This is a genomic window from Aggregicoccus sp. 17bor-14 (assembly GCF_009659535.1).
GTDB lineage: Bacteria > Myxococcota > Myxococcia > Myxococcales > Myxococcaceae > Aggregicoccus.
The window spans coordinates 1-22,698 of record NZ_VJZZ01000020.1 but is presented as its reverse complement, the minus strand read 5'-3'; the positions used below and the strand labels follow the sequence as shown (position 1 = coordinate 22,698).

The 22,698-nt window shown below is 74.2% G+C and carries 15 protein-coding genes; 11 read left to right on the top strand and 4 right to left on the bottom strand.

Annotated elements, in window-relative coordinates:
* The first annotated feature begins 35 nt into the window (after positions 1 to 35).
* The 3 genes from FGE12_RS27230 (at position 36) to FGE12_RS27220 (ending at position 3,248) form a co-directional block, all read left to right on the top strand.
* Positions 36 to 1,505 (top strand): catalase, encoded by a 1,470-nt coding sequence (locus FGE12_RS27230; protein ID WP_370459167.1) that lies wholly within the window; start codon positions 36 to 38, stop codon positions 1,503 to 1,505.
* A 164-nt stretch (positions 1,506 to 1,669) separates the two neighbouring features.
* Positions 1,670 to 2,194, top strand: coding sequence for an ankyrin repeat domain-containing protein (locus FGE12_RS27225; protein WP_153869556.1), 525 nt, complete (start codon positions 1,670 to 1,672; stop codon positions 2,192 to 2,194).
* A gap of 85 nt (positions 2,195 to 2,279) precedes the next feature.
* A complete protein-coding gene (locus FGE12_RS27220) occupies positions 2,280 to 3,248 on the top strand; it encodes a hypothetical protein (protein WP_153869555.1) in 969 nt (322 codons plus the stop codon).
* 11 nt (positions 3,249 to 3,259) lie between these two features.
* Here FGE12_RS27220 and FGE12_RS27215 read toward each other — a convergent pair whose 3' ends face one another.
* Positions 3,260 to 4,246 carry an NADPH:quinone reductase gene (locus FGE12_RS27215; RefSeq protein ID WP_153869554.1) on the bottom strand — a complete coding sequence of 329 codons (987 nt, stop codon included), beginning with the start codon at positions 4,244 to 4,246 and terminating at the stop codon, positions 3,260 to 3,262.
* A gap of 151 nt (positions 4,247 to 4,397) precedes the next feature.
* On the opposite strand from FGE12_RS27215, the gene FGE12_RS27210 reads away from it, so the two are divergent.
* A complete protein-coding gene (locus tag FGE12_RS27210; RefSeq protein ID WP_153869553.1) occupies positions 4,398 to 5,282 on the top strand; it encodes an NAD(P)-dependent oxidoreductase in 885 nt (294 codons plus the stop codon).
* Between the two features lie 3 nt (positions 5,283 to 5,285).
* Here the strand turns inward: FGE12_RS27210 and FGE12_RS27205 are convergent, their stop codons facing one another.
* Complete coding sequence (locus FGE12_RS27205) at positions 5,286 to 7,760, bottom strand: helicase-related protein (RefSeq protein WP_153869552.1); 2,475 nt, start codon at positions 7,758 to 7,760, stop codon at positions 5,286 to 5,288.
* 245 nt (positions 7,761 to 8,005) lie between these two features.
* On the opposite strand from FGE12_RS27205, the gene FGE12_RS27200 reads away from it, so the two are divergent.
* Positions 8,006 to 8,560, top strand: coding sequence for a DUF2378 family protein (locus tag FGE12_RS27200; protein ID WP_153869551.1), 555 nt, complete (start codon positions 8,006 to 8,008; stop codon positions 8,558 to 8,560).
* 72 nt (positions 8,561 to 8,632) lie between these two features.
* Here the strand turns inward: FGE12_RS27200 and cphA (FGE12_RS27195) are convergent, their stop codons facing one another.
* Together cphA (FGE12_RS27195) and cphA (FGE12_RS27190) are read right to left on the bottom strand one after the other, a co-directional pair.
* A complete protein-coding gene (gene cphA, locus FGE12_RS27195; RefSeq protein WP_153869550.1) occupies positions 8,633 to 11,251 on the bottom strand; it encodes a cyanophycin synthetase in 2,619 nt (872 codons plus the stop codon).
* 44 nt (positions 11,252 to 11,295) lie between these two features.
* Entirely contained in the window at positions 11,296 to 13,920 is a 2,625-nt protein-coding gene (gene cphA / locus FGE12_RS27190; protein ID WP_153869549.1) for a cyanophycin synthetase, read from the bottom strand.
* Positions 13,921 to 14,027: 107 nt separating this feature from the next.
* Here cphA (FGE12_RS27190) and FGE12_RS27185 point away from each other — a divergent pair, with 107 nt between their 5' ends.
* From FGE12_RS27185 to mddA, 6 genes are all read left to right on the top strand, one after another.
* Entirely contained in the window at positions 14,028 to 16,358 is a 2,331-nt protein-coding gene (locus FGE12_RS27185) for an ABC transporter ATP-binding protein (protein ID WP_228531153.1), read from the top strand.
* Positions 16,355 to 16,813 (top strand): DUF1854 domain-containing protein, encoded by a 459-nt coding sequence (locus tag FGE12_RS27180; protein ID WP_153869548.1) that lies wholly within the window; start codon positions 16,355 to 16,357, stop codon positions 16,811 to 16,813. Before FGE12_RS27185 ends, FGE12_RS27180 begins: the two co-directional genes overlap by 4 nt.
* A 3-nt stretch (positions 16,814 to 16,816) precedes the next feature.
* Positions 16,817 to 17,920, top strand: coding sequence for an acyltransferase (locus FGE12_RS27175; RefSeq protein ID WP_153869547.1), 1,104 nt, complete (start codon positions 16,817 to 16,819; stop codon positions 17,918 to 17,920).
* A 19-nt stretch (positions 17,921 to 17,939) separates the two neighbouring features.
* Positions 17,940 to 19,448 carry an NAD(P)/FAD-dependent oxidoreductase gene (locus FGE12_RS27170; protein WP_153869546.1) on the top strand — a complete coding sequence of 503 codons (1,509 nt, stop codon included), beginning with the start codon at positions 17,940 to 17,942 and terminating at the stop codon, positions 19,446 to 19,448.
* A 99-nt stretch (positions 19,449 to 19,547) separates the two neighbouring features.
* The gene (locus FGE12_RS27165; RefSeq protein ID WP_153869545.1) at positions 19,548 to 20,618 is read left to right on the top strand and encodes an alpha/beta fold hydrolase; all 1,071 of its coding nucleotides are present in this window, start codon (positions 19,548 to 19,550) and stop codon (positions 20,616 to 20,618) included.
* A gap of 160 nt (positions 20,619 to 20,778) precedes the next feature.
* A complete protein-coding gene (gene mddA, locus FGE12_RS27160) occupies positions 20,779 to 21,603 on the top strand; it encodes a methanethiol S-methyltransferase (protein WP_153869544.1) in 825 nt (274 codons plus the stop codon).
* Positions 21,604 to 22,698: the final 1,095 nt, after the last annotated feature.

Below are 22,698 nucleotides of genomic sequence, written 5' to 3'. Positions count from 1 at the left end.
CCCTGGACGCGCGGGACCGCGAGGAGAGACGGCACGTGAGCACGCTTCCCACCCTGACCACCGAGGCCGGCGCCCCCGTCGCCGACAACCAGCACTCGCAGACGGCGGGGCCCGCGGGCCCGGTGCTGCTGCAGGACCATCACCTGCTGGAGAAGCTCGCGCGCTTCAACCGCGAGCGCATCCCGGAGCGCGTGGTGCACGCCGTGGGCTCGGGCGCCTACGGCACCTTTGAGGTGACGAACCCCGACCTGCCCCGCTACACCCGCGCGAAGCTGTTCAGCGCCGTGGGCAAGCGCACCCCGCTCTTCCTGCGCTTCAGCACCGTGGCCGGCAGCCGCGGCGCTGCGGACACGGCGCGCGACCCGCGCGGCTTCGCCGTGAAGTTCTACACCGAGGAGGGGAACTGGGACCTGGTGGGCAACAACACGCCCGTCTTCTTCCTGCGCGACGGCATCAAGTTCCCGGACTTCATCCACTCGCAGAAGTACGACCCCTTCACCAACCGCCAGGAGGCGGACAACGTGTGGGACTTCTTCGGGCACACCCCCGAGGCCACCCACCAGTTCACCTGGCTGTTCGGCGACCGCGGCATCCCCGCTTCCTTGCGCCACACGGACGGCTTCGGCAGCCACACCTTCAGCTTCGTCAACGCGGACGGCGAGCGGCACTGGGTGAAGTTCCACTTCAAGACCGACCAGGGCATCCGCTGCCTCACGAGTGAGGAGGCGCAGGCCATCGGCGGGCGGGATCCCCAGTACCACCAGAAGGACCTCTACGACGCGCTCGAGCGCGGCGAGCGCCCCAGCTGGACGCTGAAGATCCAGCTCATGCCCGAGCGCGACGCGGCGACCTACCGCTTCAACCCCTTCGACCTCACCAAGGTGTGGCCGTACAAGGACTACCCGCTCGTCACGGCGGGCACGCTCACGCTCGAGCGCGCCCCGGACAACTACTTCGCCGAGGTGGAGCAGGCGGCCTTCGACCCCTCGAACTTCGTGCCCGGTATCGGCCCCTCGCCGGACCGCATGCTGCAGGCGCGCCTCTTCGCCTACGGCGATGCGCACCGCTACCGCCTGGGCATCAACCACACCCAGCTGCCGGTGAACGCGCCCAAGGGGGTGCCCGGCGGCGCGCGCAGCTACGGGCGCGACGGCCACATGCGCTTCGATGCGAACGGCGGGCGCGCGCGCAACTACGAGCCCAACAGCTACGAGGGGCCGCGCCAGAGCAACGCCTTCGCCCCGCCCCTGCCCCTGCAGGGAGCCGCCGGGACCTACGCGCCGGTGCGCCACGCCGAGGACGATGACTTCGTGCAGGCCGGCGCCCTCTACCGCCTCATGCCCGAGGACGCGAAGCAGCGGCTGGTGGACAACCTCGCCGGCAGCCTCGCGCAGGTGAGCCGCGAGGACGTCATCGAGCGCGCGCTCGCCCACTTCCGCGCCGCGGACCCCGAGTACGGCCAGCGCGTGGCGGACGCCGTCGCGGACCTGCGCGACCGCACCTGAGCTGTCCCCTCTCCCTTTTTCACGGAGTCAGAGGGACGGGGTGAGGGATGTGCGACGCCGAGCCCCGTCGGTCACTCCTCCCGCCGCGCCGAGCGCCTTGCTCTCCGCGGCCGCCGTGCACACCTCTTCTCGTTCGAGCGCGCCTGCGCGCCTGGAGCCCCGCCATGAATACCCCGCCCCCCGTCGCCGACATCGACCCCCGCGCCCTCGCGCTCGCCCGCGAGGCCTTCGGGCTCGCGCGCCAGGGCGACGCCGCCACCCTGCGCCAGATGCTGGACGCGGGGCTGCCGGTGAACCTCACCAACGAGGACGGCAACACGCTGCTGATGCTCGCCGCCTACGCGGGCCAGGCCGAGGCCGCGCAGCTGCTGCTCAGCCGCGGCGCGGACCCCACGCGTGCCAACGACCGCGGCCAGACGCCGCTCGCGGGCGCCGCCTTCAAGGGCGACGTGCGCATGGTGGAGCTGCTGCTCGCCGGCGGCGCGCCGGTGGACGGCTGCGGGCCGGACGGGCGCACCGCGCTGATGTACGCGGCGATGTTCGACCGGCTCGAGGTGCTCGAGCTGCTGCTCGCGCGCGGCGCCCGCGCCGAGCACCAGGACGCGAGCGGCGGCACCGCGCTCGTCGCCGCCCGGATGATGGGCGCGCCCCGGACCGCGGCGCGCCTCGAGGCGCTCTCGGGGCAATAGCGCTCCGCTGTTTGGCAGAGGGCGTCCTGAGCGGATAAACAGGACGCACCGGAGCGCGGCCGAGGCGGGTCCGGTGGAGCTCTCCATGCACGGCCGCCGCGCCTCCTCCGCGCTGTTCCTGCTGCTCACCCTCCTCGGTGCCACTCCCGCGCTCGCCGCGGGGCGCACCGCGGTCTTTCCCCCGCGCGGCACCAACGTCGCGGAGGGCCCCCTCGCCGCGCTCGGCGAGCTGCTCGCGGATGCCTACGGGCGCGCGTCCGGACAGCCCGTGGTGCTGCCTGCGCCGGCGGGCGCCGCGGTGCAGCCGGGGATGAGCCTCTCGGCCGCGGCGGGAGCGCTCGAGGCGGACGAGTACCTGGAGACCAACGTCATCGGCCTGGAGACGGGGATGCTCGTCACCTCCACGCGCTACCGCCGCGATGGGGCCCCCGTGTACTCCGCGCAGATGCGGGCGCAGAGCGCGGAGGACCTCCCGGCCGTGGCCCAGCGGCTCGCGCGCGCGCTGTACCAACGGGTGTCTCCGGAGGCGACGCGCTCGCTGGACACGGTCACCGAGCGCGAGGCGCGCGCGCCGAACCGCGTGGCCTCCGAGCAGGTGGCCGGCTTCAAGGCCTTCCTCGCCCGGCCCCTGGGCGCCACCTTCGAGCCGACCATGGGCGTGGGCTTCGACCTGCGCGCCGAGAGCGGCCGCCACTTCCTCGAGTTCGGGCTCGGCTTCCTCGTGGCCGCCGACAACTCGGAGTCGCGCACCGGCTACGGCGGCCTCTATGCGGACTTCGGCGCGAGCTACTACCTCACGCAGTCCGAGGTCTCGCCCTACGTGGGCGCGGGGCTCTCTCCGCGGCTGCTCCTCGGTGGCGAGCTGAGCACCGTGGCCAACGTGGCGGCCTGGGGTCAGCTCGGCGTGATGTTCCTGCGCACTTCCTCCACGCGGCTCTACGCGGACCTGCGCGTCAACCAGAACCTGTTGCCGCTGCGGATCGTGACGGGGCCGGACCAGCACGACTCTCACTTCCCCACCGAGCTCGGCCTCCACGTGGGGCTGGGCTTCTAGCCCGCGCGCCCTCAGTCCACCTGCAGCACCACGTTGCCCAGAGCCTTGCCGCCCTCCACGAGCGCGTGCCCGTCCGCGATGCGCGCGAGCGGCAGGCGCGCGGCGATGTTGTGCTGCAGGGCCCCGCGGGCGAGCAGCGACGTCACGTGCTCGAGCGCGCGCGCGCGGTCCTGCGCGTTGAGGTGGTAGACGATGAAGAAGCGCACCCCGATGTTCTTGAAGATGAGGGGCCCGAAGGGCATGGGCACCTCGCGCACGCCGCTGCCGTACACCACCCACTCGCCGTCCGCGCGCAGCGCCGCGATGCCCTGCTGCAGGTTCGCCGCGAGGTCCACCTCGATGATGCGGTCCACGCCGCGCCCGCCCGTCAGCGCCTTCACCCGCGCGGGCACGTCCTCGCGCTTGTAGTCCAGCACGGCGTCCGCGCCGGCCTCCTGCGCGAGCCGCGCCTTCTCCGGCGAGCTCACCGTGGTGAGCACCTGGCGCGCGCCCAAGAGCCGCGCAATCTGAATGGCGTAGTGCCCCACCCCGCCCGCGCCGCCCGTGACGAGCACGCTCTTGCCCAGGACGCCGCCGTCCGTGGCGACCGCGTGGTAGGCGGTGAGCGCCGGGATGCCGAGGCAGGCGCCCGCCTCGAGCGGCACGCCCTCGGGCAGGGCCACGGCCTGGGCCTCGGGCAGCACCACGTACTGCGCCGCCGTGCCGAAGGGCCGGCCCCACGCCGCGTTCCAGGTCCACACCCGCTCGCCCACGCGCTCGCGCGCTACGCCGTCCCCCACCGCGTCGATGACGCCGCTGCCGTCACTGTGCGGGATGATGCGGGGGAAGGGGGGCTTCGCGCCCATCATCCCGCCGCGGCTCTTCACGTCCGAGGGGTTGATGCCGCTCCACTGCACCTTCACCCGCACCTCGCCCGGGCCGGGCGTGGGGGTGGGGAGCTCGCCGACGGTGAGGACCTCGCTCGCCGGGCCGGTGCGCTCGTAGCTCGCTGCTCGCATGGACTGCCTCCGCGCTGGGTTGGGACGGTGGCCCCCCTGTAACGGGGGCCCTGGCACTTCGCACTCCTGGCGAAAGGTGCTGCGCATCGGGCCACAGGGAAGCCTGTCGCTGCAGGGTGCGCAGCGCTACCCTGCCCGCACGGAGGTGGGTATGCAGCACGAACTGGGCTTCATCGGGCTGGGGCTGATGGGACAGCCCATGGCCCTCAACCTCGCGCGCGCGGGCACGCCGCTCGTGGTGTGGAACCGCAGCGCGGACAAGTGCGAGCCCCTGCGCGCCGCCGGGGCGCAGGTGACAGCGAGCGCCGCGGAGGTGTTCGAGCGGGCACACACCGTCATCCTCATGCTCGCGGACGGGGACTCCATCGACGCCGTGCTCGGCCGCGGCACGCCGCGCTTCGCGCAGCTCGTCGCGGGCCGCACCGTGGTGCACATGGGCACCACCTCGCCCGAGTACTCGCGCGGGCTGGAGGCGGACCTGCGCGCCGCGGGCGCGCAGTACGTGGAGGCGCCCGTCTCCGGCTCGCGCAAGCCCGCGGAGGCGGGGCAGCTGGTCGCGATGCTCGCGGGGGCGCCAGAGGCCGTGGAGGCGGTGCGCCCGCTCTTGCGCCCCATGTGCCACGAGGCCGTGCCCTGCGGCGCCGTGCCCAACGCGCTCTTGATGAAGCTCTCGGTGAACCTCTTCCTCATCACCATGGTGACGGGGCTCGCGGAGGCGGTGCACTTCGCCGAGCGGCAGGGCTTGAGCCTGGACACGCTGCGCGCGGTGCTCGACGCGGGGCCCATGGCGAGCAGCGTCTCGCGCGTGAAGGCGCAGAAGCTGGTGGCGGGCGACTTCGCCGCGCAGGCCGCGGCCGCGGACGTGCTCAAGAACAACCAGCTCGTCGCCGAGGCGGCGCGCCGCGCGCAGCTGGCCTCGCCGCTGCTCGACGCCTGCCACGCGCTCTACCGGGAGACGGTGGCGCTGGGCCACGGCGGCGAGGACATGGTCGCGGTGGTGCGTGCGCTGGAGGCGCGCACGAAGGCCGGGGCCTGAGCCTCAGGCCTGCGCGTCCTCGTCCACCGCGGCGGGCTTCGCGGGCGCCGCGTCCGGGCGCGGCAGCCGCTTGATGCGGATGTACACGGGCTCCGCGCTCTGCACGGGAGGAGACGGCTGCGGCGCGGGCGCGACGGGCTCCCGGCGCTCGCGCCGGCGCCGGCGCCTCGGCCCCGCGGGTGCTTCGGACGCAGGCGCGCCGAGCTCGCGCAGCACCTGCGCGCGCACGCCGCCCACCAGGTCCAGCTCCTGCAGCAGCGCGTTCACTCCGGGCATCCCCTGCGGGGCGCGCAGCCCCTCGAGCAGGCGCTCGAGGATGTCGATGCGCAGCGCCACCGGGCCCACGGCCGCGTAGCCGAGCCGCTGCGCATCCCTTCCCCCCAGCGCCGCGAGCGCGAGCACCGCGTCGCCGGGCGCGCCCGCGGGCAGGGGCTGCTGCTCGAAGAGGGCGGTGAGCATGCAGCGGCGCTCGAGGGCCTGGGGCAGGAGCGCGTCCGCGACGTAGAGGTAGCGCTGGCCCTCGCGGATGCCCAGCTCGCGCAGGCGCTGGCGCGTGGGCTCGTCGAGCAGCCGCCACTGCTCGTGCGCCTCGTGCTGGGGCACCACCCCCAGCCCCTGCGCGAGCCGGTACGCGAGGCCGCGCAGCGGTGGGGCCTGCCCCTCGCCGGTGAGGGTGTCCGCGGGAAAGCCGCCCATCGCCTCGGTGACCAGGTCGCGCGTGAGCGCCACGAGGCGCCGCTCGAGGCGCCGGCGCGCGCCGCCCGTCCACACGTCCGGCTCGCTCAGCGCCACCTGCGGCGAGCGCCGGTCGTTGCCGGGCACGAGGCGCGCGAGCAGCTGGCCCTCGAAGGAGACGACACCCGCGGGCGTCACCTCGAAGGCCTCGTGGGTCGCGTCCACCACGCGCTCCACGAACTGCTCTTCCGTCATCACGCCGCCGTCCGCGTCCACCAGCTCGTCGCGCAGGAGGCCCAGCTTCGCGAAGGGGCTGTCCGGGGCGGCCGTGGGGCGCGCGGCGGCGCGGGCGAAGCGCCGGGCGCTGAGGCGGGCCGCGCGGTGCACGAAGCGCTCCACCAGCCGCGCGTGCAGCGCGTCTCCCAGCGCGTCCTCGATGCGGCGCGTGCGCTCCTGCCAGGCCTCGGCCTCGTGCAGCCAGGCGGAGCGGTGGCTCACGTAGGTCCAGATGCGGATGGCGGCGAGCCGGTCCATCAGCGTGTGGATGTCCCCGCTCACGTCCTCCAGCGGGTTCACCTGCCGCGCGAGCCAGGCCTGCTCGAGCCGCCCGTCACCGGCCGTGAGCTGGAGGAAGGTGTCGCGCAAGAGCGCCACGTGCTGGCCGAAGAGGCCCTTGCGGAAGTCGGGCACCTGGCACACCTGCCACAGCAGCTGCACGGCGGCCGGGTCGCGGGTGACGTCCTGCACGGCGGGCAGCTGCGCGAGCGCGCGCAGCGCATCGAAGTCGTCCGCGCGCTCCACGCGCTGGAAGGCCGGATGGTCGGGGGCGCGCGCGAGCGAGTCCAGCAGGGCCTCGGGGCTTCCGAAGTCCAGTGTGGAGGAGCGCCACACCAGCCTTCGCACGGCTGGGAAGCGGTGGGACTCGATGGCCGAGACCACGCGCGGCGGCAGCTCGGGCAAGGGGTTCAACGTCCCGAAGCTGCCGTCGTTGAGGTGGCGCCCGGCGCGACCGGCAATCTGCGCGAGCTCGTCCGGGTACAGCTCGCGCTGCTCGGCGCCGTCGTACTTGGAGAGGCCCGCGAAGGCCACGTGGTTGATGTCCAGGTTGAGGCCCATGCCGATGGCGTCGGTGGCCACGAGGTACTGCACCTCCCCCGCCTGGTACATCGCCACCTGGGCGTTGCGCGTGCGCGGGCTGAGCGAGCCGAGCACCACCGCGACGCCGCCGCGCAGGTGGCGCAGCGCCTCGGCGAGCTCGTAGACGCGGTCCGCGCTGAAGGCCACCACGGCGGAGCGCGGCGGCAGGCCCTTGAGCGAGCGCCGCCCGAAGGAGCGCAGCTGGGACATGCGCGTGGCGCGGCGCACCGCGGCCTGCGGGATGAGCTCGTGGATGAGCGGGCGCATCGTGTCCGCGCCGAGGAACCAGGTCTCGGCCCGCCCGCGCGCGTGCAGCAGGCGGTCCGTGAAGACGTGGCCGCGCTCGCGGTGCGCGGCGAGCTGGATCTCGTCCACCGCGAGGAAGTCCACCTCGCGGTCGGTGGGCATCGCCTCCACGGTGCAGATCCAGTAGTCCGCGCGCGGCGGCAGGCGCTTCTCCTCGCCCGTCATCAGCGCCACCCGGCCCTCGCCCACCCGGGCCGTCACCCGGTCGTACACCTCGCGGGCGAGCAGGCGCAGCGGCAGCCCCATCATCCCGCTCCCGTGCTCGAGCATCCGCTCGATGGCGCGGTGGGTCTTGCCGGTGTTCGTGGGGCCCAGCTCCGCCACCACGAGCGGGGAGCGGCCGGACGGACGGGAGCGCATGCCCGAATCTAACGCTCCCGGTGCCGCCCCGCGGCCGCTCTCGCACGCCGGGGGGCCAGGGTGTCCGGAGGCCCTCACGCCGCCCGCTCCCCCGCCCCACGTGGAGCCGTCCAGACGCCCTGCGGCCGCCGGGCGCCCGGCAGCGCCCCCGCCGGAGGGTCCGCAGGCACCCGGCCCCACCCCTCTCGTCCCACCCCGAAGCTGCTCTAGACTGCCCCCCGGCGCTCGCACGGAAGGCAGGTTCCATGAAGGCAGTGACCCCGGGTCCCGGCGGCGGCTACATCAAGCACTCGGTGCTGGAGGGGCTGTTCAAGCACATGGTGCCCGTGGAGCCCGGCACCCCCTTCGCCGCGGCGCTGCGCGAGGCCGGCTACGACGTCACCCGCCCCGAGCCCGTCTACTCCTCCGCCGTGCTGCAGAACGTGCTGAGGGTGGCCGGGCGCGAGCTGTTCCCCGAGCGCGCGCCCGCCGATGCCCAGTGGGAGGTGGGCCGGCTCTTCGTCTCCGGCTTCTTCAAGACGCTCGCCGGGCGCACCGTGGGCGTGCTGCTGCCGGTGTTCGGCGCGGAGGGCCTCATCAAGCAGCTGCCGCGCTTCTTCCTCACCGGCAACAGCAGCTCGGTCATCACGGTGAGCCCGCAGGGCGAGCGCACCTGGCACTTCGAGCTGCGCGACCCCTACCCGTCCGTGGAGTTCGCCGCCGGCATCATCGAGTCGGTGATGCTGCGCAGCGGGCTCCAGCCCGAGGTGACGGTGGCCGTGCGCGAGGCCGACCGCTTCGTGCTGAAGCTGCGCTGGTAGGTGCGCGCGCGGCCCGGCGGTCCGGGTCCGCGCTTCCCTCACCCTGACCCTCTCCCAGGGGAAGAGGGGACACTAGGCGACGAGCGCCGCCGGCTGTCCGCCCGCGAGGTACTCCCGCAGCCACGCGAGCGAGCGGTCCACCTCGTCGATGAGCAGCAGCCCGATGTCGCCGGGGCGCAGGCGGCGCAGCGTGGCCTCGAGCGCCACGAGCTCGCCGCGGAACTCCGCCACGTGCGAGACGCGGCTGCCGGTGGCGACGCCCCGGCGCAAGAGCTCGATGACCTCGCCGTCCTTGCGGCCGCGGTTGCACGCGTCCTCGAAGAGCCCCACCTCGTCGAAGTGGTTGCCCAGGATCTCCCCGAGCCGCTGCAGGTCCATGTCGCGCCGGTCGCCCGCGCCGGTGAGCACCGCGATGCGGCGCTGGCTGGGCAGGCGGTTCACCGCGTCCACGAGCGCCGCGAAGGCGTCCACGTTGTGCCCGTAGTCCACGATGATGGTGGCGCCGTTGTGCTCCACCACGTTGAAGCGGCCCGGCGCGCTCTGGAAGTCGTTCGCGAAGCTGAGCAGCCCCGCGCGCACGCTCTCCCACGGCAGCCCCAGGCCCCAGCCCGCGCCCACCGCCGCGAGCACGTTCTCCACCTGGAAGCGGATGCGCCCGCCGCGGGTGAGGGGAATCGCGTCCACGGCCACGAGCGCGGTCTCGCTCGCACCCTCGGCCGCAACGACCGTGCCGCCGTCCACGTAGACAGCGCGGCCGCCGCGCGCGCGGTGCGCCTGCAGCGCGGGCAGGTCCTTGTCCAGCGCGAACAGGGTGACCGGGCCGCTCGCGCGCGCGGCCATCGCGAGCGTGAGCGGGTCCGCGGCGTTGAGCACCACGTGGCCCGTCGAGGACACGTTCTCGGCGATGACGCGCTTGACCGCCGCGAGCTGCTGCGGCGTGTCGATCTCGTTCATGCCCAGGTGGTCGCCCTCGCCGATGTTGGTGAGCACGGCGACGTCGCAGCGGTCGAAGCCGAGGCCCTCGCGCAGGATGCCGCCGCGCGCCGTCTCCAGCACCGCCGCCTCCACGCTGGGGTTGGCCAGCACGGAGCGCGCGCTCTTGGGGCCCGAGCAGTCCCCGGTGTCGATGCGGCGGCCGCCCACGTACACGCCGTCCGTGCAGGTCATGCCCACCTTCAGGCCGCGCCCCTCGAGGAGGTGCGCGATGAGCCGCACGGTGGTGGTCTTCCCGTTGTTGCCGGTGACGGCCACGGTGGGGATGCGGCCCTGCTCACCCCCGGAGAAGAGGGTGGACATCACCGCCTCGCCCACGGGGCGCGGCAGGCCCCGCGAGGGGGCGAGGTGCATGCGGAAGCCGGGCGCCGCGTTCACCTCCACGAACACCCCGCCCTGCTCCTCGAGCGGCCGGGTGATGTCGTGGCACACCACGTCCACCCCGCACACGTCCAGGCCCACCATGCGGGCCGCGTCCACCGCGAGCGCCGCCACGTCCGGGTGGACGATGTCCGTCACGTCCGCGGCCGAGCCGCCGGTGGACAGGTTCGCGTTGCGCCGCAAGAGCACGCGCTGGCCCAGCTGCGGCACGCTCTCCGCCACGAGCCCCTGCTCCGCGAGCACGCCGAGCGCGATGGCATCCAGGGGAATCTTGCTCAGGGAGGTGGCGTGGTCCTCGCCGCGCTGCGGGTCGCGGTTCACCTCGTCCACCAGCTCCGCCACGCTGCGCACGCCGTCGCCCGTCACCTGCGGGGGCTCGCGGCGCGCGGCCGCCACCAGCTTGTGGCCGATGACCAGCAGGCGGTGGTCCATGCCGGTGGCGCACTTCTCCACCAGGATGGAGGAGCCGTGCTCTCGCGCGGAGGCATAGGCGGCGAGCACCTGCTCCTTGGACTGGAGGTTCACCGCCACGCCGCGGCCCTGGCTGCCGTAGCGCGGCTTGAGCACCACCGGCAGGCCCACCTCGAGCGCGGCGTCCCACGCGTCCTCGGCGCTCTCCACCGCGCGCCCCGCGGGCACCGGCACGCCCACCGCGCGCAAGAGCGTCTTGGTCAGCTCCTTGTCCTGCGCGATGGACTCGCCGATGGCGCCCGTGCGGTCCGTCTCCGAGGCGAGGATGCGCCGCTGGCGCGCGCCCCAGCCGAACTGCACGAGGCTGCCCTCGTTGAGCCGGCGCACCGGGATGCCGCGCGCGAGCGCGGCGCGCGCGATGGAGCCCGTGGTGGGGCCCAGGCGGCTGTTCTCGTCCAGCGCGCGCAGCTCCTTGATGGCCGCCTGCGCGTCGTAGGGCTGGCCCGAGGCGGCGGCCTGCAGGAGCGCGTGCGCGTCCGCCACCGCCTTGCGGCCCACCGGCTCCTCGCCGTACTCGAGCACCACCTCCCAGGTGTCCTGCGCCTGGGTGGGGCTCACGCGGCTGAACTCCGCAGCGCAGCCCGCGCCGAGCAGCAGCCCCCGCGCCACGCGCTCGAACATCAGCGGCAGCGCGGCGGCGTGCGAGAGCTTCAGCGAGGGCACCGGCAGCTGCGGCAGGTGCTGGCGCACGCGCGTCTCCAGCTCCTCGGCGGCCAGGGCCTCGGCGGGGACGGCCTCGGCGGTGGCGGCCATGACCACGGCGGCGACGCGCAGCGTGACCACGAGCACGGTGCGGCGCGTCCAGATATTGGGGCCTCGCAGCGCCCGAACGGAAACAAGCTCCATCGCTGACCTACCTGTGTGTTCCTGAAGCGTCGTGTCGGGTGCGCTCATGACTCCGCCACCCGCGTGAAGTCCCGGTCCGCCCATGCCTGCACGGCCTGCACGGCCGCGGCGGTGCCCGCATCCTCGGTCTGCACCAGCAACAGCTCTCCGGGGCGCAAGGAGGCAAGCGCGCGCGCGACGGCCTCCGCGTGCGTGCGCAGCTCTTCAACCTTGAGGGGCCGCTCGGCCCGCGCCGCGCTCGCGAGCCCCTGGCGCAGCAGCGCGAAGAGCTCGCCGTCCGCGCGGTCCAGCGTGGAGGCGTCCTGGTAGAGCAGCACCCGGTCGAAGTGGGCGGCGAGCAGCGCGCCCTGGCGCACCAGGTCCTCGTCGCGGCGGAAGGCGCCGGCCGAGTACACCGCGGTGCGCCGCGAGGCGGGCATCCCGGCGAGCGCCGCGAGCACCGCCGCGAGCGCAGCGGGGTTGTGCGCGTCGTCCACCACCACGGTGGCCCCGTGGGCCTGGAAGACCTCGAAGCGGCCCGGCGTCTCGCGGCCGGCGGGGAAGGAGCAGAGCCGCTCGCGCAGCTGCCCGGGCGAGAGCCCCAGCGCCCAGCCCGCCGCGGCCGCTGCGAGCGCGTTGTCCACCTGGAAGGCCACCTGTCCGCCGCGGGTGAAGGCGAGCTCGGAGAGCGCCACCACGGGCGTCTCCTGCTCTCCTTCGGCGAGGACGAGCTGCCCGTCGCGCACGCACACCGCCCGCAGCCCGCGCGCCCGGTGCTCGGCGAGCACGGGCGTGGCAGGGTCCTGCGCGAAGAAGGTGACGGAGCCTGCGGACAGCTCCGCCATCTTCGCCACCCAGGGGTCCGCGGCGTTGAGCACGGCGCAGCCCTCCGGCAGCACCACGTCCACCGGGCAGCGCTTCACGCTGTACATCTGCTCCACCGTGTTGATGTGGCTGCGGCCCAAGTGATCCGGCTCCTGGAGGTTGGTGACCACCGCCACGTGGCAGCGGTCGAAGCCCAGCCCCTCGCGCAGGATTCCCCCGCGCCCGGCCTCCACGACGGCGGCATCCACCCCGGGATTCATCAGGAGCCTTCGCGCCGAGCGCGGCCCCGCGCAGTCCGAGCGCTCCAGGGTCCGGTCCCCGGCGAAGACGCCCTCGGAGCAGGCCACGCCCACGCGCGTCTTGCCGTCCCGCAGCAGGTGCGCGACGAGCCGGGTGACCACCGTCTTGCCGTTGGTGCCGGTGACGCACACCGTGGGGATGCGGCCGTCCTGCCCGGAGGCGAAGAGCGCATCCACGATGGCCTCGCCCACCGGGCGGGGGGTGCCCACCGCCGGGCGCAGGTGCGGGTGCAGCCCGGGCCCGGCGTTCACCTCCACCAGCGCCCCGCCCTGCTCCTCGAGCGGGCGCGAGATGTCCTGCGCCACCAGGTCGATGCCCGCGATGTCCAGGCCCACCACGCGCGCCGCGAGCGCCACCTGCTCCGCCACGCGGGGGTGCACCTCGTCCGTGCAGTCGAAGGCCACGTTGCCGTTGCGCTGGATGAGCACGCGCACGCCCGGCGCCGGCACCGCCGTGGGGCTGAGGCCCTGGCGCTCGAGGTCCGCGCGGGTGACGCGGTCGATGCTCACCGGGTTGAGGGGGCACTCGTCGCCGTCGCCGCGGCGCGGGTCGCTGTTGAGCTGCAGGGCGATGAGCTGCTCCACGCTGTGCTCGCCGTCGCCCGTGACGTACGCGGTCTCGCCGCGCGCGGCCGCGACCACCCGGCCGCCCACCACCAGCAGGCGGTGCTCGTTGCCGGGCACGAAGCGCTCCACCAGCACGCCCGAGCCCTCCTCGCGGGCCTCGGCGTACGCGGCCTCCACCTGCGCGCGCTCGCTCAGCTCGATGAACACCGCGCGGCCGTGGTTGCCGTCGCGCGGCTTCACCACCACCGGCAGGCCCACCTCCTGCGCGGCCTCCCACGCGTCCAGGGCGCTCGTCACCACGCGCCCCTCGGGCACCGGGACGCCCGCGCGCCGCAAGAGCTCCTTCGTCAGCTCCTTGTCCTGCGCGATGGACTCCGCCACCGCGCCGGTGCCGTCCGTCTCCGCCGTCCACACCCGGCGCTGCTTCGAGCCGTGGCCCAGCTGCACGAGGCTGCCCTCGTTGAGCCGCTGCACGGGGATGTTGCGCGCCTGGGCGGCCTGCACGATGCACTGGGTGCTGGGCCCCAGCGCGACGTCGCTCACCAGCGCCTTGAGCTCGCGCACCGCGGCCGCCACGTCGAAGGGGCGGCCCTGGATGGAGGCGAGCAGGAGCTCGCGCGCGGCGAAGAGCGCGGCGCGCCCCACGGCCTCCTCCTGGTAGCGCACCGCCACCTTGTAGATGCCGGGCGTGTCCGTCTCGCGCGCCTTGCCGAAGCCCACCGGCGTGCCCGCGAGCGACTGCAGCTCCAGGGCGAGGTGCTCGAGGATGTGGCCCGCGTAGGTGCCGTCCTTGAGCCGCAAGAGGAAGCCGCCCGGCTCGCCGATGCCGCAGCGGTGCTCGTAGAGGCTGGGCAGCGCGGCGTAGAGGCGCTCGTAGAGCCCGGGCAGCGTGTTGGACGGAGAGTCCTTCAGCTCGCCCAGGTCCACCCACACCTCGAGGACCGAGCGGCGGGACCAGTAGTTCGGCCCGCGCAGGGCCAGGATGTTGAGGAACTCCATAGGCCGGGCGCGCCACGGCGCCCGCAGGAGATGTATACACAGATTCTGTCCACAAATTCACCTTGGCGGCGCCGACCCCTCCTCGGCTGCTCGCTGGAGCTTGCAATTTGATTGCAACACAAACAGCTCGGCCCCCGGGCTGGGAAGACGTCCCGGAGCCCCTGCGCCGCGCGGCCGAGGGCTGGCTGAAGGCGCAGGAGCCGGTCCTCTCCTTCCTCCTCACCGACCTGGACCCACACCAGCGCTACGGCGCGTGCCTCCTCGTCCTCACGGGGCAGGGGCTGCTCGCGCTGGACGGCGCGGGGGTGCAGGCGTGGCCGCGCGAGGAGGTGGCGGGCCTCACCTGCGAGGACCGCGGCGGCGTGGGGCTGCTCGGCGTGCTCGGCCACGCGCGGCGCCTGGCCACCTTCTCCTACACCATCGCACAGGCGCGCCGCGCGGCCGCCTTCGTGCGCGACTTCGAGGCGCGCGGGGGGCCCTCGGCGGAAGCGCCGGTGGAGGGCGCGGAGGCGGCGGAGGCCCCGGAGACGCCCGAGGCCGTGGCGCACGAGCAGGCGCCGCGGGTGGGCACGCTGCTGCGGCTGCTGCGCTTCGCGCGGCCCCACGCGGCGCACCTGCTCTTGGGCGTGATGCTCACGCTCGCCACCACGGCGGCGGGGCTGGTGCCGCCCTACCTCACCATGCCGCTGGTGGACGAGGTGCTCGCGCCCTACCAGGACTCGGTGCGCGCGGTGCGCGACGCGCCGGAGCTGCCCGCGGCGGTGAAGGCCGAGCGGCTGCAGGCGCTGAAGGCGCAGTCCGAGGGGCCCTTTCGCCGCGTGCCCACGGTGCTGGTGGGGATGCTGCTCGCGGCGGTGGCCGCGTGGCTGCTGGGGTGGGCGCAGGGCTGGGTGCTGAGCCGGCTCAGCGAGCGCATCAGCGCGGACCTGCGCAACGGCACCTTCGCGCACCTGCAGAAGCTCTCCATCGACTTCTTCAGCACCAAGCGCACCGGCGACCTGGTGAGCCGGGTGAGCTCCGACACCGACCGCATCTGCAACTTCCTCTCGGACACGCTCACCGACTTCATCACCGACGTGCTGATGATCGCGGGCGCCGCCGTGATGATGTTCTCCATGGACCCGGTGCTGGCGCTCGCCACGCTGTGCACCTTCCCGCTCGTGGCCTGGCTCACCCTGCGCACGCGCGGCCGGCTCACCCACGGCTTCCTCGCGGGCTACCGGGCCTGGGCGCAGATGACCAACATCCTCGCGGACACCATCCCCGGCATCCGGGTGGTGAAGGCCTTCGCCGCCGAGCGCCGCGAGGTGGAGCGCTTCCGGGCCGCCAACGCGCGCATCGTGCAGCTCAACGACCGGGTGAACCGGCTGTGGACCTTCTTCTGGCCCATGGTCGCCCTGCTCAACCAGCTGGGGCTGCTGGTCGCCTGGGCCTTCGGCGCGTGGCGCGTGTACGAGCAGCGCATCACGGTGGGCGTGCTCACCGCCTTCCTCGCCTACATCGCGCGCTTCTACACGCGGCTGGAGGCGATGACGCGCATGGCGAGCAGCACCCAGAAGGCGGCGGCGAGCGCCCAGCGCATCTTCGACATCCTGGACCGCGCGCCGAGCGTCCCCGAGCCCGCGCGGCCCAGGGAGCCGGGCCGGGTGCAGGGCGAGGTGGAGCTCAGGGGCGTGGGGCTGCGCTTCGGCACCCGGCGGGTGCTCTCGGAGCTCTCGCTGAAGATCCGCCCCGGCGAGATGGTGGGCGTGGTGGGCGCCACGGGCGCGGGCAAGAGCACGCTGGTGAACCTGGTCTGCCGCTTCTACGACCCGCACGAGGGCGCGGTGCTGGTGGACGGCACGGACATCCGCGCGTTTCCGCTCGAGGCCTACCGCAAGAACATCGGCATCGTGCTGCAGGACCCCTTCCTCTTCTACGGCACCATCGCGGAGAACATCGCGTACGGGCGCCCCGAGGCCACGCGCGAGCAGATCATGCAGGCCGCGCGTGCGGCGCGCGCGCACGACTTCATCCTGCAGCTGCCGGACGGCTACGACTCCATCGTGGGCGAGCGCGGCCAGACGCTCTCGGGCGGCGAGCGCCAGCGCATCTCCATCGCGCGCGCGCTGCTCATCGACCCGCGCATCCTCATCCTCGACGAGGCGACCAGCGCCATCGACCCGCGCACCGAGCGGGAGATCCAGGCGGCGCTGGACAACCTCGTGCGCGGGCGCACCACCATCGCCATCGCGCACCGGCTGAGCACGCTGCGCGCCGCGGACCGCATCGTGGTGCTGGACCGCGGCCAGCTCGTGGAGCAGGGGCCGCACGAGGAGCTCTTGCGCCTGGGCGGCACCTACCGCCGCCTCTACGAGGCGCAGCTGCGGCGCGAGCAGCAGGAGGAGGTGGAGCTCGCCGCTGCCGCCCGCGTTCCCTCCCTGGAGGGCGCGGCATGAGCGCGCGCCTTCGCGAGGACGCCTTCGGCCGGCTCGTGCTCACCCTGCCCTCGGGCGAGGAGGTGGCGGGCGTGCAGCCCGTGCGCCCCTGGCCCCTCTCGGCGCCCGGCGAGGGGGTGTCCCTGGTGGGGCCGCAGGGCCACGAGCTGCTGCTCGTGCCGGCGCTCTCCGGGCTGGATGCGGAGTCGCGCGCGCTGGTGGAGCGGGCGCTCGCGCGGCGCGAGTTCATGCCGCTCATCCGCCAGGTGCTCGCGGCCTCGGACAGCGAGCCCTCCGACTGGCACGTGCTCACGGACCGGGGCGAGGTGCGCTTCCTCCTGCCCTCCGAGGACCACATCCGCCCCTTCGGGGAGCACGGCGTGCTGCTGAGCGACGAGCACGGCGTGCGCTACCGAATCGAGGACGTGCGCGCCCTGGACGCGCGCAGCCGCAAGCTCCTCTCCCGCCACGTCTGACACATGTCCTCTTCCCCCTCCCGGCTCGCCTTCGTGGACCTGCTGCGCGCGCTCGCCGCGTCCACCATCGTCTGGCACCACCTCGCCTTCTACGGCCCGCTCTCGGACGTGGCCCACCCGCTCGCGCCCGGCCTCCTGGACTGGCTGGACACCTACGGTCGCATGGCGGTGCAGGTGTTCCTGGTGCTCGGCGGCTTCATGATGGGCCGCTCGCTGGACCTGGCCCGCCCGCTCTCCCTGCCCGCGCTGGCCCGGGCGCTCGCGCGGCGCTACGTGCGGCTCACCGTGCCCTACGCGGCGGCGCTGCTGCTCGCGGTGGTGGCGAACGCGGCGGCCGCGCGCCTCATGGAGCACCCCTCCATCTCGGCGCCGCCCTCGGTGGGCCAGCTGCTCGCGCACGCGCTGCTGCTGCAGGACCTGCTCGGCTACGAGGCCCTGAGCGCGGGCGTGTGGTACCTCGCCATCGACTTCCAGCTCGCGGCGCTCACGCTGCTGCTCGCGTGGGGCGCGGGACGCGCGGCGCCGCCGCTTCGCCGCCGGCTCTTCCTCGCGCTGTGCGGCGCGCTGGCGGCCGCCTCGGTGCTGCTCTTCAACCGCCACCCGGCCCTGGACGTGACGGCGCTGTACTTCTTCGGCAGCTACGCGCTGGGGCTCTCGGTGCAGCGCGCGCTCGCGGGCGGCGCGCGGGCGCGGGCCGTGTTCGGGGTGCTCGCGGCGCTCGCGGCCGGGGCGGGGCTGGTGGACGGGCGGCTGCGCCTGCTCGTGGCGGCGGTCACGGCGGTGGCCCTGATGCTCGCCTCACGCACGGGCGTGCTCGAGCGCTGGCCGCGCAGCCGCGCGGTGGAGCTGCTCGCGCGCACCTCCTACGCCCTCTTCCTCGTGCACTTCCCGGTGTCGCTGGTGCTCAGCGCGCTCGCCATGCGGTTGCCCCTCACGCCGCTCGCGGCGCTCGCGGCCATGGCGGGCTGCTGGCTCGCGAGCTTCGGGGTGGCGCTGCTGCTGCACCTGCAGGTGGAGGCGCGCCTCGCCCCGGCCGCGCCGCCCTCCCGGCGAGCGCCGCACAGTCGCAGCCCTGAGCCCGCGGCCGGGGTAGCCGGCGCGCCCTGACTGCGGAATCATGGGCGGCATGGCTTCCGACTCCAGCGGCTCCGGCGAACAAGTGGACGTGCTCATCATCGGCGCGGGCCTCTCGGGCATCGGCGCAGCGTGCCACCTGCAGCGCCAGTGCCCGCAGAAGGCCTACGCCATCCTCGAGGCGCGCGGCGCCATCGGGGGCACCTGGGACCTGTTCCGCTACCCGGGCGTGCGCTCGGACTCGGACATGTTCACCCTGGGCTACGCCTTCCAGCCCTGGGAGGAGGCGAAGGCGATCGCGGACGGGCCGAGCATCCTCGCGTACATCCGGCGCACGGCCGAGCAGTACGGGGTGCAGAAGCACATCCGCTTCCACCACCGCCTGGTGCGCGCCGACTGGTCCTCGGCCGAGTCGCGCTGGCGCGTGGAGGTGGAGCGCACGGACACGCAGGAGCGCGTGCAGCTCAGCTGCAGCTTCCTCTTCGGCTGCACCGGCTACTACCGCTACGACCAGGGCTACGCCCCGCGCTTCGAGGGGAGCGAGCGCTTCGGGGGGCGCATCGTGCACCCGCAGCACTGGCCCGAGGACCTGGACTACGCGGGCAAGCGGGTGGTGGTCATCGGCAGCGGGGCCACCGCGGTGACGCTGGTGCCGGCGATGGCGGAGAAGGCCGCGCACGTGACGATGCTGCAGCGCTCGCCCACCTACGTGCTCTCGCTGCCGGCGAAGGACCGGCTCGCGGACCTGCTGCGCTGGCTGCTGCCGCGCGAGGCCGCCTACGCCGCCGTGCGCTGGAAGAACGTGCAGGTGAGCCGCGCCCTCTTCAAGCTGAGCCGGCGCGCGCCCGGCCTGATGCGCGCGCTCATCCGCCGCGGGGTGCAGCGCCGGCTGCCCAAGGGCTACGCGGTGGACCCGCACTTCCAGCCCACCTACGACCCGTGGGACCAGCGCCTGTGCCTCGTGCCGGACGGGGACCTCTTCCAGGCCATCCAGGCGGGCCGCGCCTCGGTGGTGACGGACGGCATCGCGCACTTCACCGAGCGCGGGCTGCGGCTCGCCTCGGGCCGGGAGCTGGAGGCGGACGTGGTCGTCACCGCCACGGGCCTCAACCTGCTCGTCTTCGGCGGCACCTCGCTCGCGGTGGACGGGCAGCCGGTCGAGGTGTCGAAGGCGGTGGGCTACAAGGGGATGATGCTCGGCGGCGTGCCGAACTTCGCCTTCGCGCTCGGCTACACCAACGCGTCCTGGACGCTGAAGGTGGACCTGGTGAGCGAGTACGTGTGCCGCCTGCTCAACCACATGGACGCGCACGGCTACACGCGCTGCCTGCCGCGCGCCCCCGAGGGCGCGCTGCCCGAGGAGCCCTTCATCGACCTCAAGAGCGGCTACGTGCTGCGCTCGCTCGCGCAGCTGCCGCGCCAGGGCCCGCGCGCCCCGTGGCGGCTGAACCAGGACTACCCCCTGGACGTGGCGCTGCTGCGCCACGGGGCCCTCGAGGACGAGGGGATGGAGTTCTCCCGCGGCCCGGCGGCCGCCGCCGGCGCGCAGCGGAGCGGGTAGGCCGCGAGCAGGAGGACGAGCGCGCGCTCGCCCTTCCCTGCCGGGGCGGACGGCAGGGCGATTCGCGCCGGGCCGGGGCGGCCCTACCTTCGCCCTGTCATGGACGCAGCGACGGCGCTCCCGCAGACCATCCGCTTCCTCCGGGCCTCGGACGGGGTGCAGCTCGCGTGGGCGGAGGCGGGGCGGGGCCCCCCGCTGGTGAAGGCGGCCAACTGGCTCACCCACCTCGAGTACGACCGGGAGAGCCCGGTGTGGCGGCACTGGCTGCAGTTCTTCGCGCAGCACTTCCGCTACGTGCGCTTCGACGAGCGCGGCTGCGGGATGTCCGACTGGACGGTGGGCGACCTCTCGGAGGCCCGGTGGGTGGAGGACCTCTCGGCCGTGGTGGAGGCGGCGCGCCCCAGCGCCCCCTTCGCGCTGCTGGGCATCTCGCAGGGCGCGGCCACGGTGGTGCGCTACGCGGTGGCGCACCCCGAGCGCGTCTCGCACCTCATCCTCTACGGCGGCTACGCGGTGGGCTGGGCGCGGCGGCGGCCCGAGGGCCCCGGCATGCGGCAGTTCCACGCGATGCTCGAGCTGCTGCGCTACGGCTGGGGCCGGGACAACCCGAGCTTCCGTCAGGTCTTCACCTCGCGCTTCATGCCGGGGGCGAGCCGCGAGCAGCTCGACTGGTTCAACGCGCTCTGCCGCAAGACGGCCACGGCCGAGAACGCGGTGCAGCTGCTCGAGGCGCGCAGCAGCGTGGACGTGAAGGCGCTGCTGCCCCGGGTGCGCACCCCCACCCTGGTGCTGCACGCGCGCGACGACGAGGTCATCCCGCTGCGCTACGGGCGCGCCCTGGCCGCGGAGATTCCGGGAGCGCAGTTCGTCGAGCTCGACTCGCCCAACCACGTGCTGCTCGGGCACGAGCCCGCCTGGGAGCGCTTCAAGCAGGAGGTGCTGCGCTTCACCGGCGTGCAGGTGGGGCCGGGCTTCGCGCAGCTCTCGGCACGCGAGGGGGAGATCCTCGGGCTGCTGTGCGAGGGCTGGTCCAACGCGCAGATTGCCGGCCGCCTCTTCCTCTCCGAGAAGACGGTGCGCAACCACGTCACCCACGTCTTCGACAAGCTGGGCGTGCACACCCGGGCCCAGGCCATCGTGCGCGCCCACGAGAGCGGCTTTCACGCCTGAGCGGGACATTTGTCCCAGGGACGGGGCCCGGCGGGGGGCAGATTGAGGCAGCTGTCCCATGGCCGCCTCCGGCCGCGCGCCCCACGCTCCAGGGTGTGCGCGGGGACGGTGGCACGGGGCGTGGCGCTCCGGCCCGGCACGCCCGCGAAGGAGCAGTCAGATGCGCAGGCTCTTCATCCTCGCGTTCGGCGTCGCGAGCTACGCCCTCTTCGTCCTCGCCTTCCTCTACCTCGTCGCCTTCGTGAGCAACGTGCAGGCCTCCGCGCTCGCGGACGCGCTGCCCGTGCTGCGCACCTGGGTGCCCACCTCCGTGGACCTGGGGCGCAGCGGGACGCCGTGGCCGCTCGCGCTGGGCATCGACCTCGGGCTCATCGCGCTCTTCGGCCTGCAGCACAGCGCCATGGCGCGCACGGGCTTCAAGGCCTGGCTCACGCGCCGCGTGCCGCGCTCGGCGGAGCGCAGCGTGTACGTGCTCGCCTCGAGCGCGGCGCTGCTGCTGCTCTTCTGGCAGTGGCGGCCCCTGCCCTCGCCGGTCCTCTGGCGCATCCCCTGGGGCGGCGGGGCGGCGCTCGTGCTCGCGCTCTGCGCGGCCGGCTTCGCGCTGGTGCTGGCGGCCAGCTTCCTCATCAACCACTTCAACCTCTTCGGGCTGCAGCAGGTGTGGCTGCAGCTGCGGGGCCGCACGGCGCAGGAGCTGGAGTTCCGCACGCCGCTGCTCTACCGGCTCATCCGCCACCCCATCTACGCGGGCTTCCTGCTCGCCTTCTGGGCCACGCCGGTGATGACGCCTGGGCACCTCGTCTTCGCGCTCGGGATGAGCGGCTACATCCTGCTGGGCGCGCGGCTGGAGGAGCGCGACCTCGTGCGGGTGTACGGCGAGCGCTACCGCCAGTACAGCGCGGCGGTGCCCCGCTTCGTGCCCCGGCCGCGCCACGGGTGGCTGCGCAGCGGCGAGGCCCCGGCGCGCCGTGCCCGGGCACACTGAGCCTGGCCGTGCGCGGGGCGCGGAAGTGCTCGGGCTGCGGAGCCGTGGCACCGCGCACTGCGCCCGCCTCGCACCTCGCGTCCGGCGCACGAACGAGCCTGGGCCGCGCGCCGAGCGCGTCGGGAGTCGCGTCTGGCTCGTGGCGGCGTCCAGCACATGAACGAGCCCGAGCGGCGGAGCGGCGGCCCCTGCCGCGGCGCACGTCTCGGGAGTTGCGCCCAGCACATGAACGAGCCCGGGCTGCGGAGCGGCGGCCCCTGCCGCGGCGCACGTCTCGGGCGTTGCGCCCAGCGCGCGTCCGTCCTCCGACGGGGGGTTGGCGACGCCCGGGCCGGCGTTCGCCTCGGAGGCTGCCGTCCGCGCGACGGCGCGTTCGAGCTCGGGGCCATCGGCTTCGGGCGCGGCGTCCCGTTCGGGAGTGTCTCCAGGCGCGTCGGAGGAACCGTCCTGCGGGCGCGGTGGCGCCCGTCCGGGAGACGGAGGGGGCGAGAGCACCTCGCGGCGAATGGCGGCCCACACCGCCTCGGCGGCGAGTTGCGCCTCCTCCGCATCCACGGGCTCGTACAGCGCGCGCTGCGCGAAGAGGGCGAGGGCGCCCCAGGCGATGGACACCAGGACCCCGAGCGGCGCCTCGCGCACCGCGCCGTCTTTGGCGCCGCGCTCGAGCAACTTCTCCATCCACTGCCGCGGGTGAGGCGCACCATCCGTGTCCACATGCAAGGAGCGCTCGTGGCGCAGGGCCCGGGCGCCGGCGTCCTCCTGGCGGCTCTCCGAGAGTTCTTCGTACGAAGGCGGTACGTCCTCCGTCTCGTCAAAAGGGCACGAGACATCGTCGCTCTCGTCCAGCGGGTGCCGGGCAGAGGACGCATCCGCCTCTGCGAGCAGACGCTCGAAGTCCGCCGCCCCCGCCTCCGTCTCCGCCGTCTGGGCCTGCAGGGCCAACAGCTCCCGCTCTCTCTCGGAGGTGGGCTCCTCCTCCTCCTCCTCGCGAGGAGCGCCCTCCTCGTCCTCGCCCCGGCGAAAGAAGGGCGAGGAGCCGCGCGCCTCGGGCCTCTCGTCCAGCCGCGGGCCGCGCCGCGCCTCGGGACACGAGGC

Coding starts and splice junctions, on each gene's coding strand:
- FGE12_RS27225 (WP_153869556.1), top strand. CDS start 1,670: ATGAATACCCCGCCCCCCGTCGCCGACATCGACCCCCGCGCCCTCGCG.
- FGE12_RS27220 (WP_153869555.1), top strand. CDS start 2,280: ATGCACGGCCGCCGCGCCTCCTCCGCGCTGTTCCTGCTGCTCACCCTC.
- FGE12_RS27215 (WP_153869554.1), bottom strand. CDS start 4,246: ATGCGAGCAGCGAGCTACGAGCGCACCGGCCCGGCGAGCGAGGTCCTC.
- FGE12_RS27210 (WP_153869553.1), top strand. CDS start 4,398: ATGCAGCACGAACTGGGCTTCATCGGGCTGGGGCTGATGGGACAGCCC.
- FGE12_RS27205 (WP_153869552.1), bottom strand. CDS start 7,760: ATGCGCTCCCGTCCGTCCGGCCGCTCCCCGCTCGTGGTGGCGGAGCTG.
- FGE12_RS27200 (WP_153869551.1), top strand. CDS start 8,006: ATGAAGGCAGTGACCCCGGGTCCCGGCGGCGGCTACATCAAGCACTCG.
- cphA (WP_153869550.1), bottom strand. CDS start 11,251: ATGGAGCTTGTTTCCGTTCGGGCGCTGCGAGGCCCCAATATCTGGACG.
- cphA (WP_153869549.1), bottom strand. CDS start 13,920: ATGGAGTTCCTCAACATCCTGGCCCTGCGCGGGCCGAACTACTGGTCC.
- FGE12_RS27180 (WP_153869548.1), top strand. CDS start 16,355: ATGAGCGCGCGCCTTCGCGAGGACGCCTTCGGCCGGCTCGTGCTCACC.
- FGE12_RS27175 (WP_153869547.1), top strand. CDS start 16,817: ATGTCCTCTTCCCCCTCCCGGCTCGCCTTCGTGGACCTGCTGCGCGCG.
- FGE12_RS27170 (WP_153869546.1), top strand. CDS start 17,940: ATGGCTTCCGACTCCAGCGGCTCCGGCGAACAAGTGGACGTGCTCATC.
- FGE12_RS27165 (WP_153869545.1), top strand. CDS start 19,548: ATGGACGCAGCGACGGCGCTCCCGCAGACCATCCGCTTCCTCCGGGCC.
- mddA (WP_153869544.1), top strand. CDS start 20,779: ATGCGCAGGCTCTTCATCCTCGCGTTCGGCGTCGCGAGCTACGCCCTC.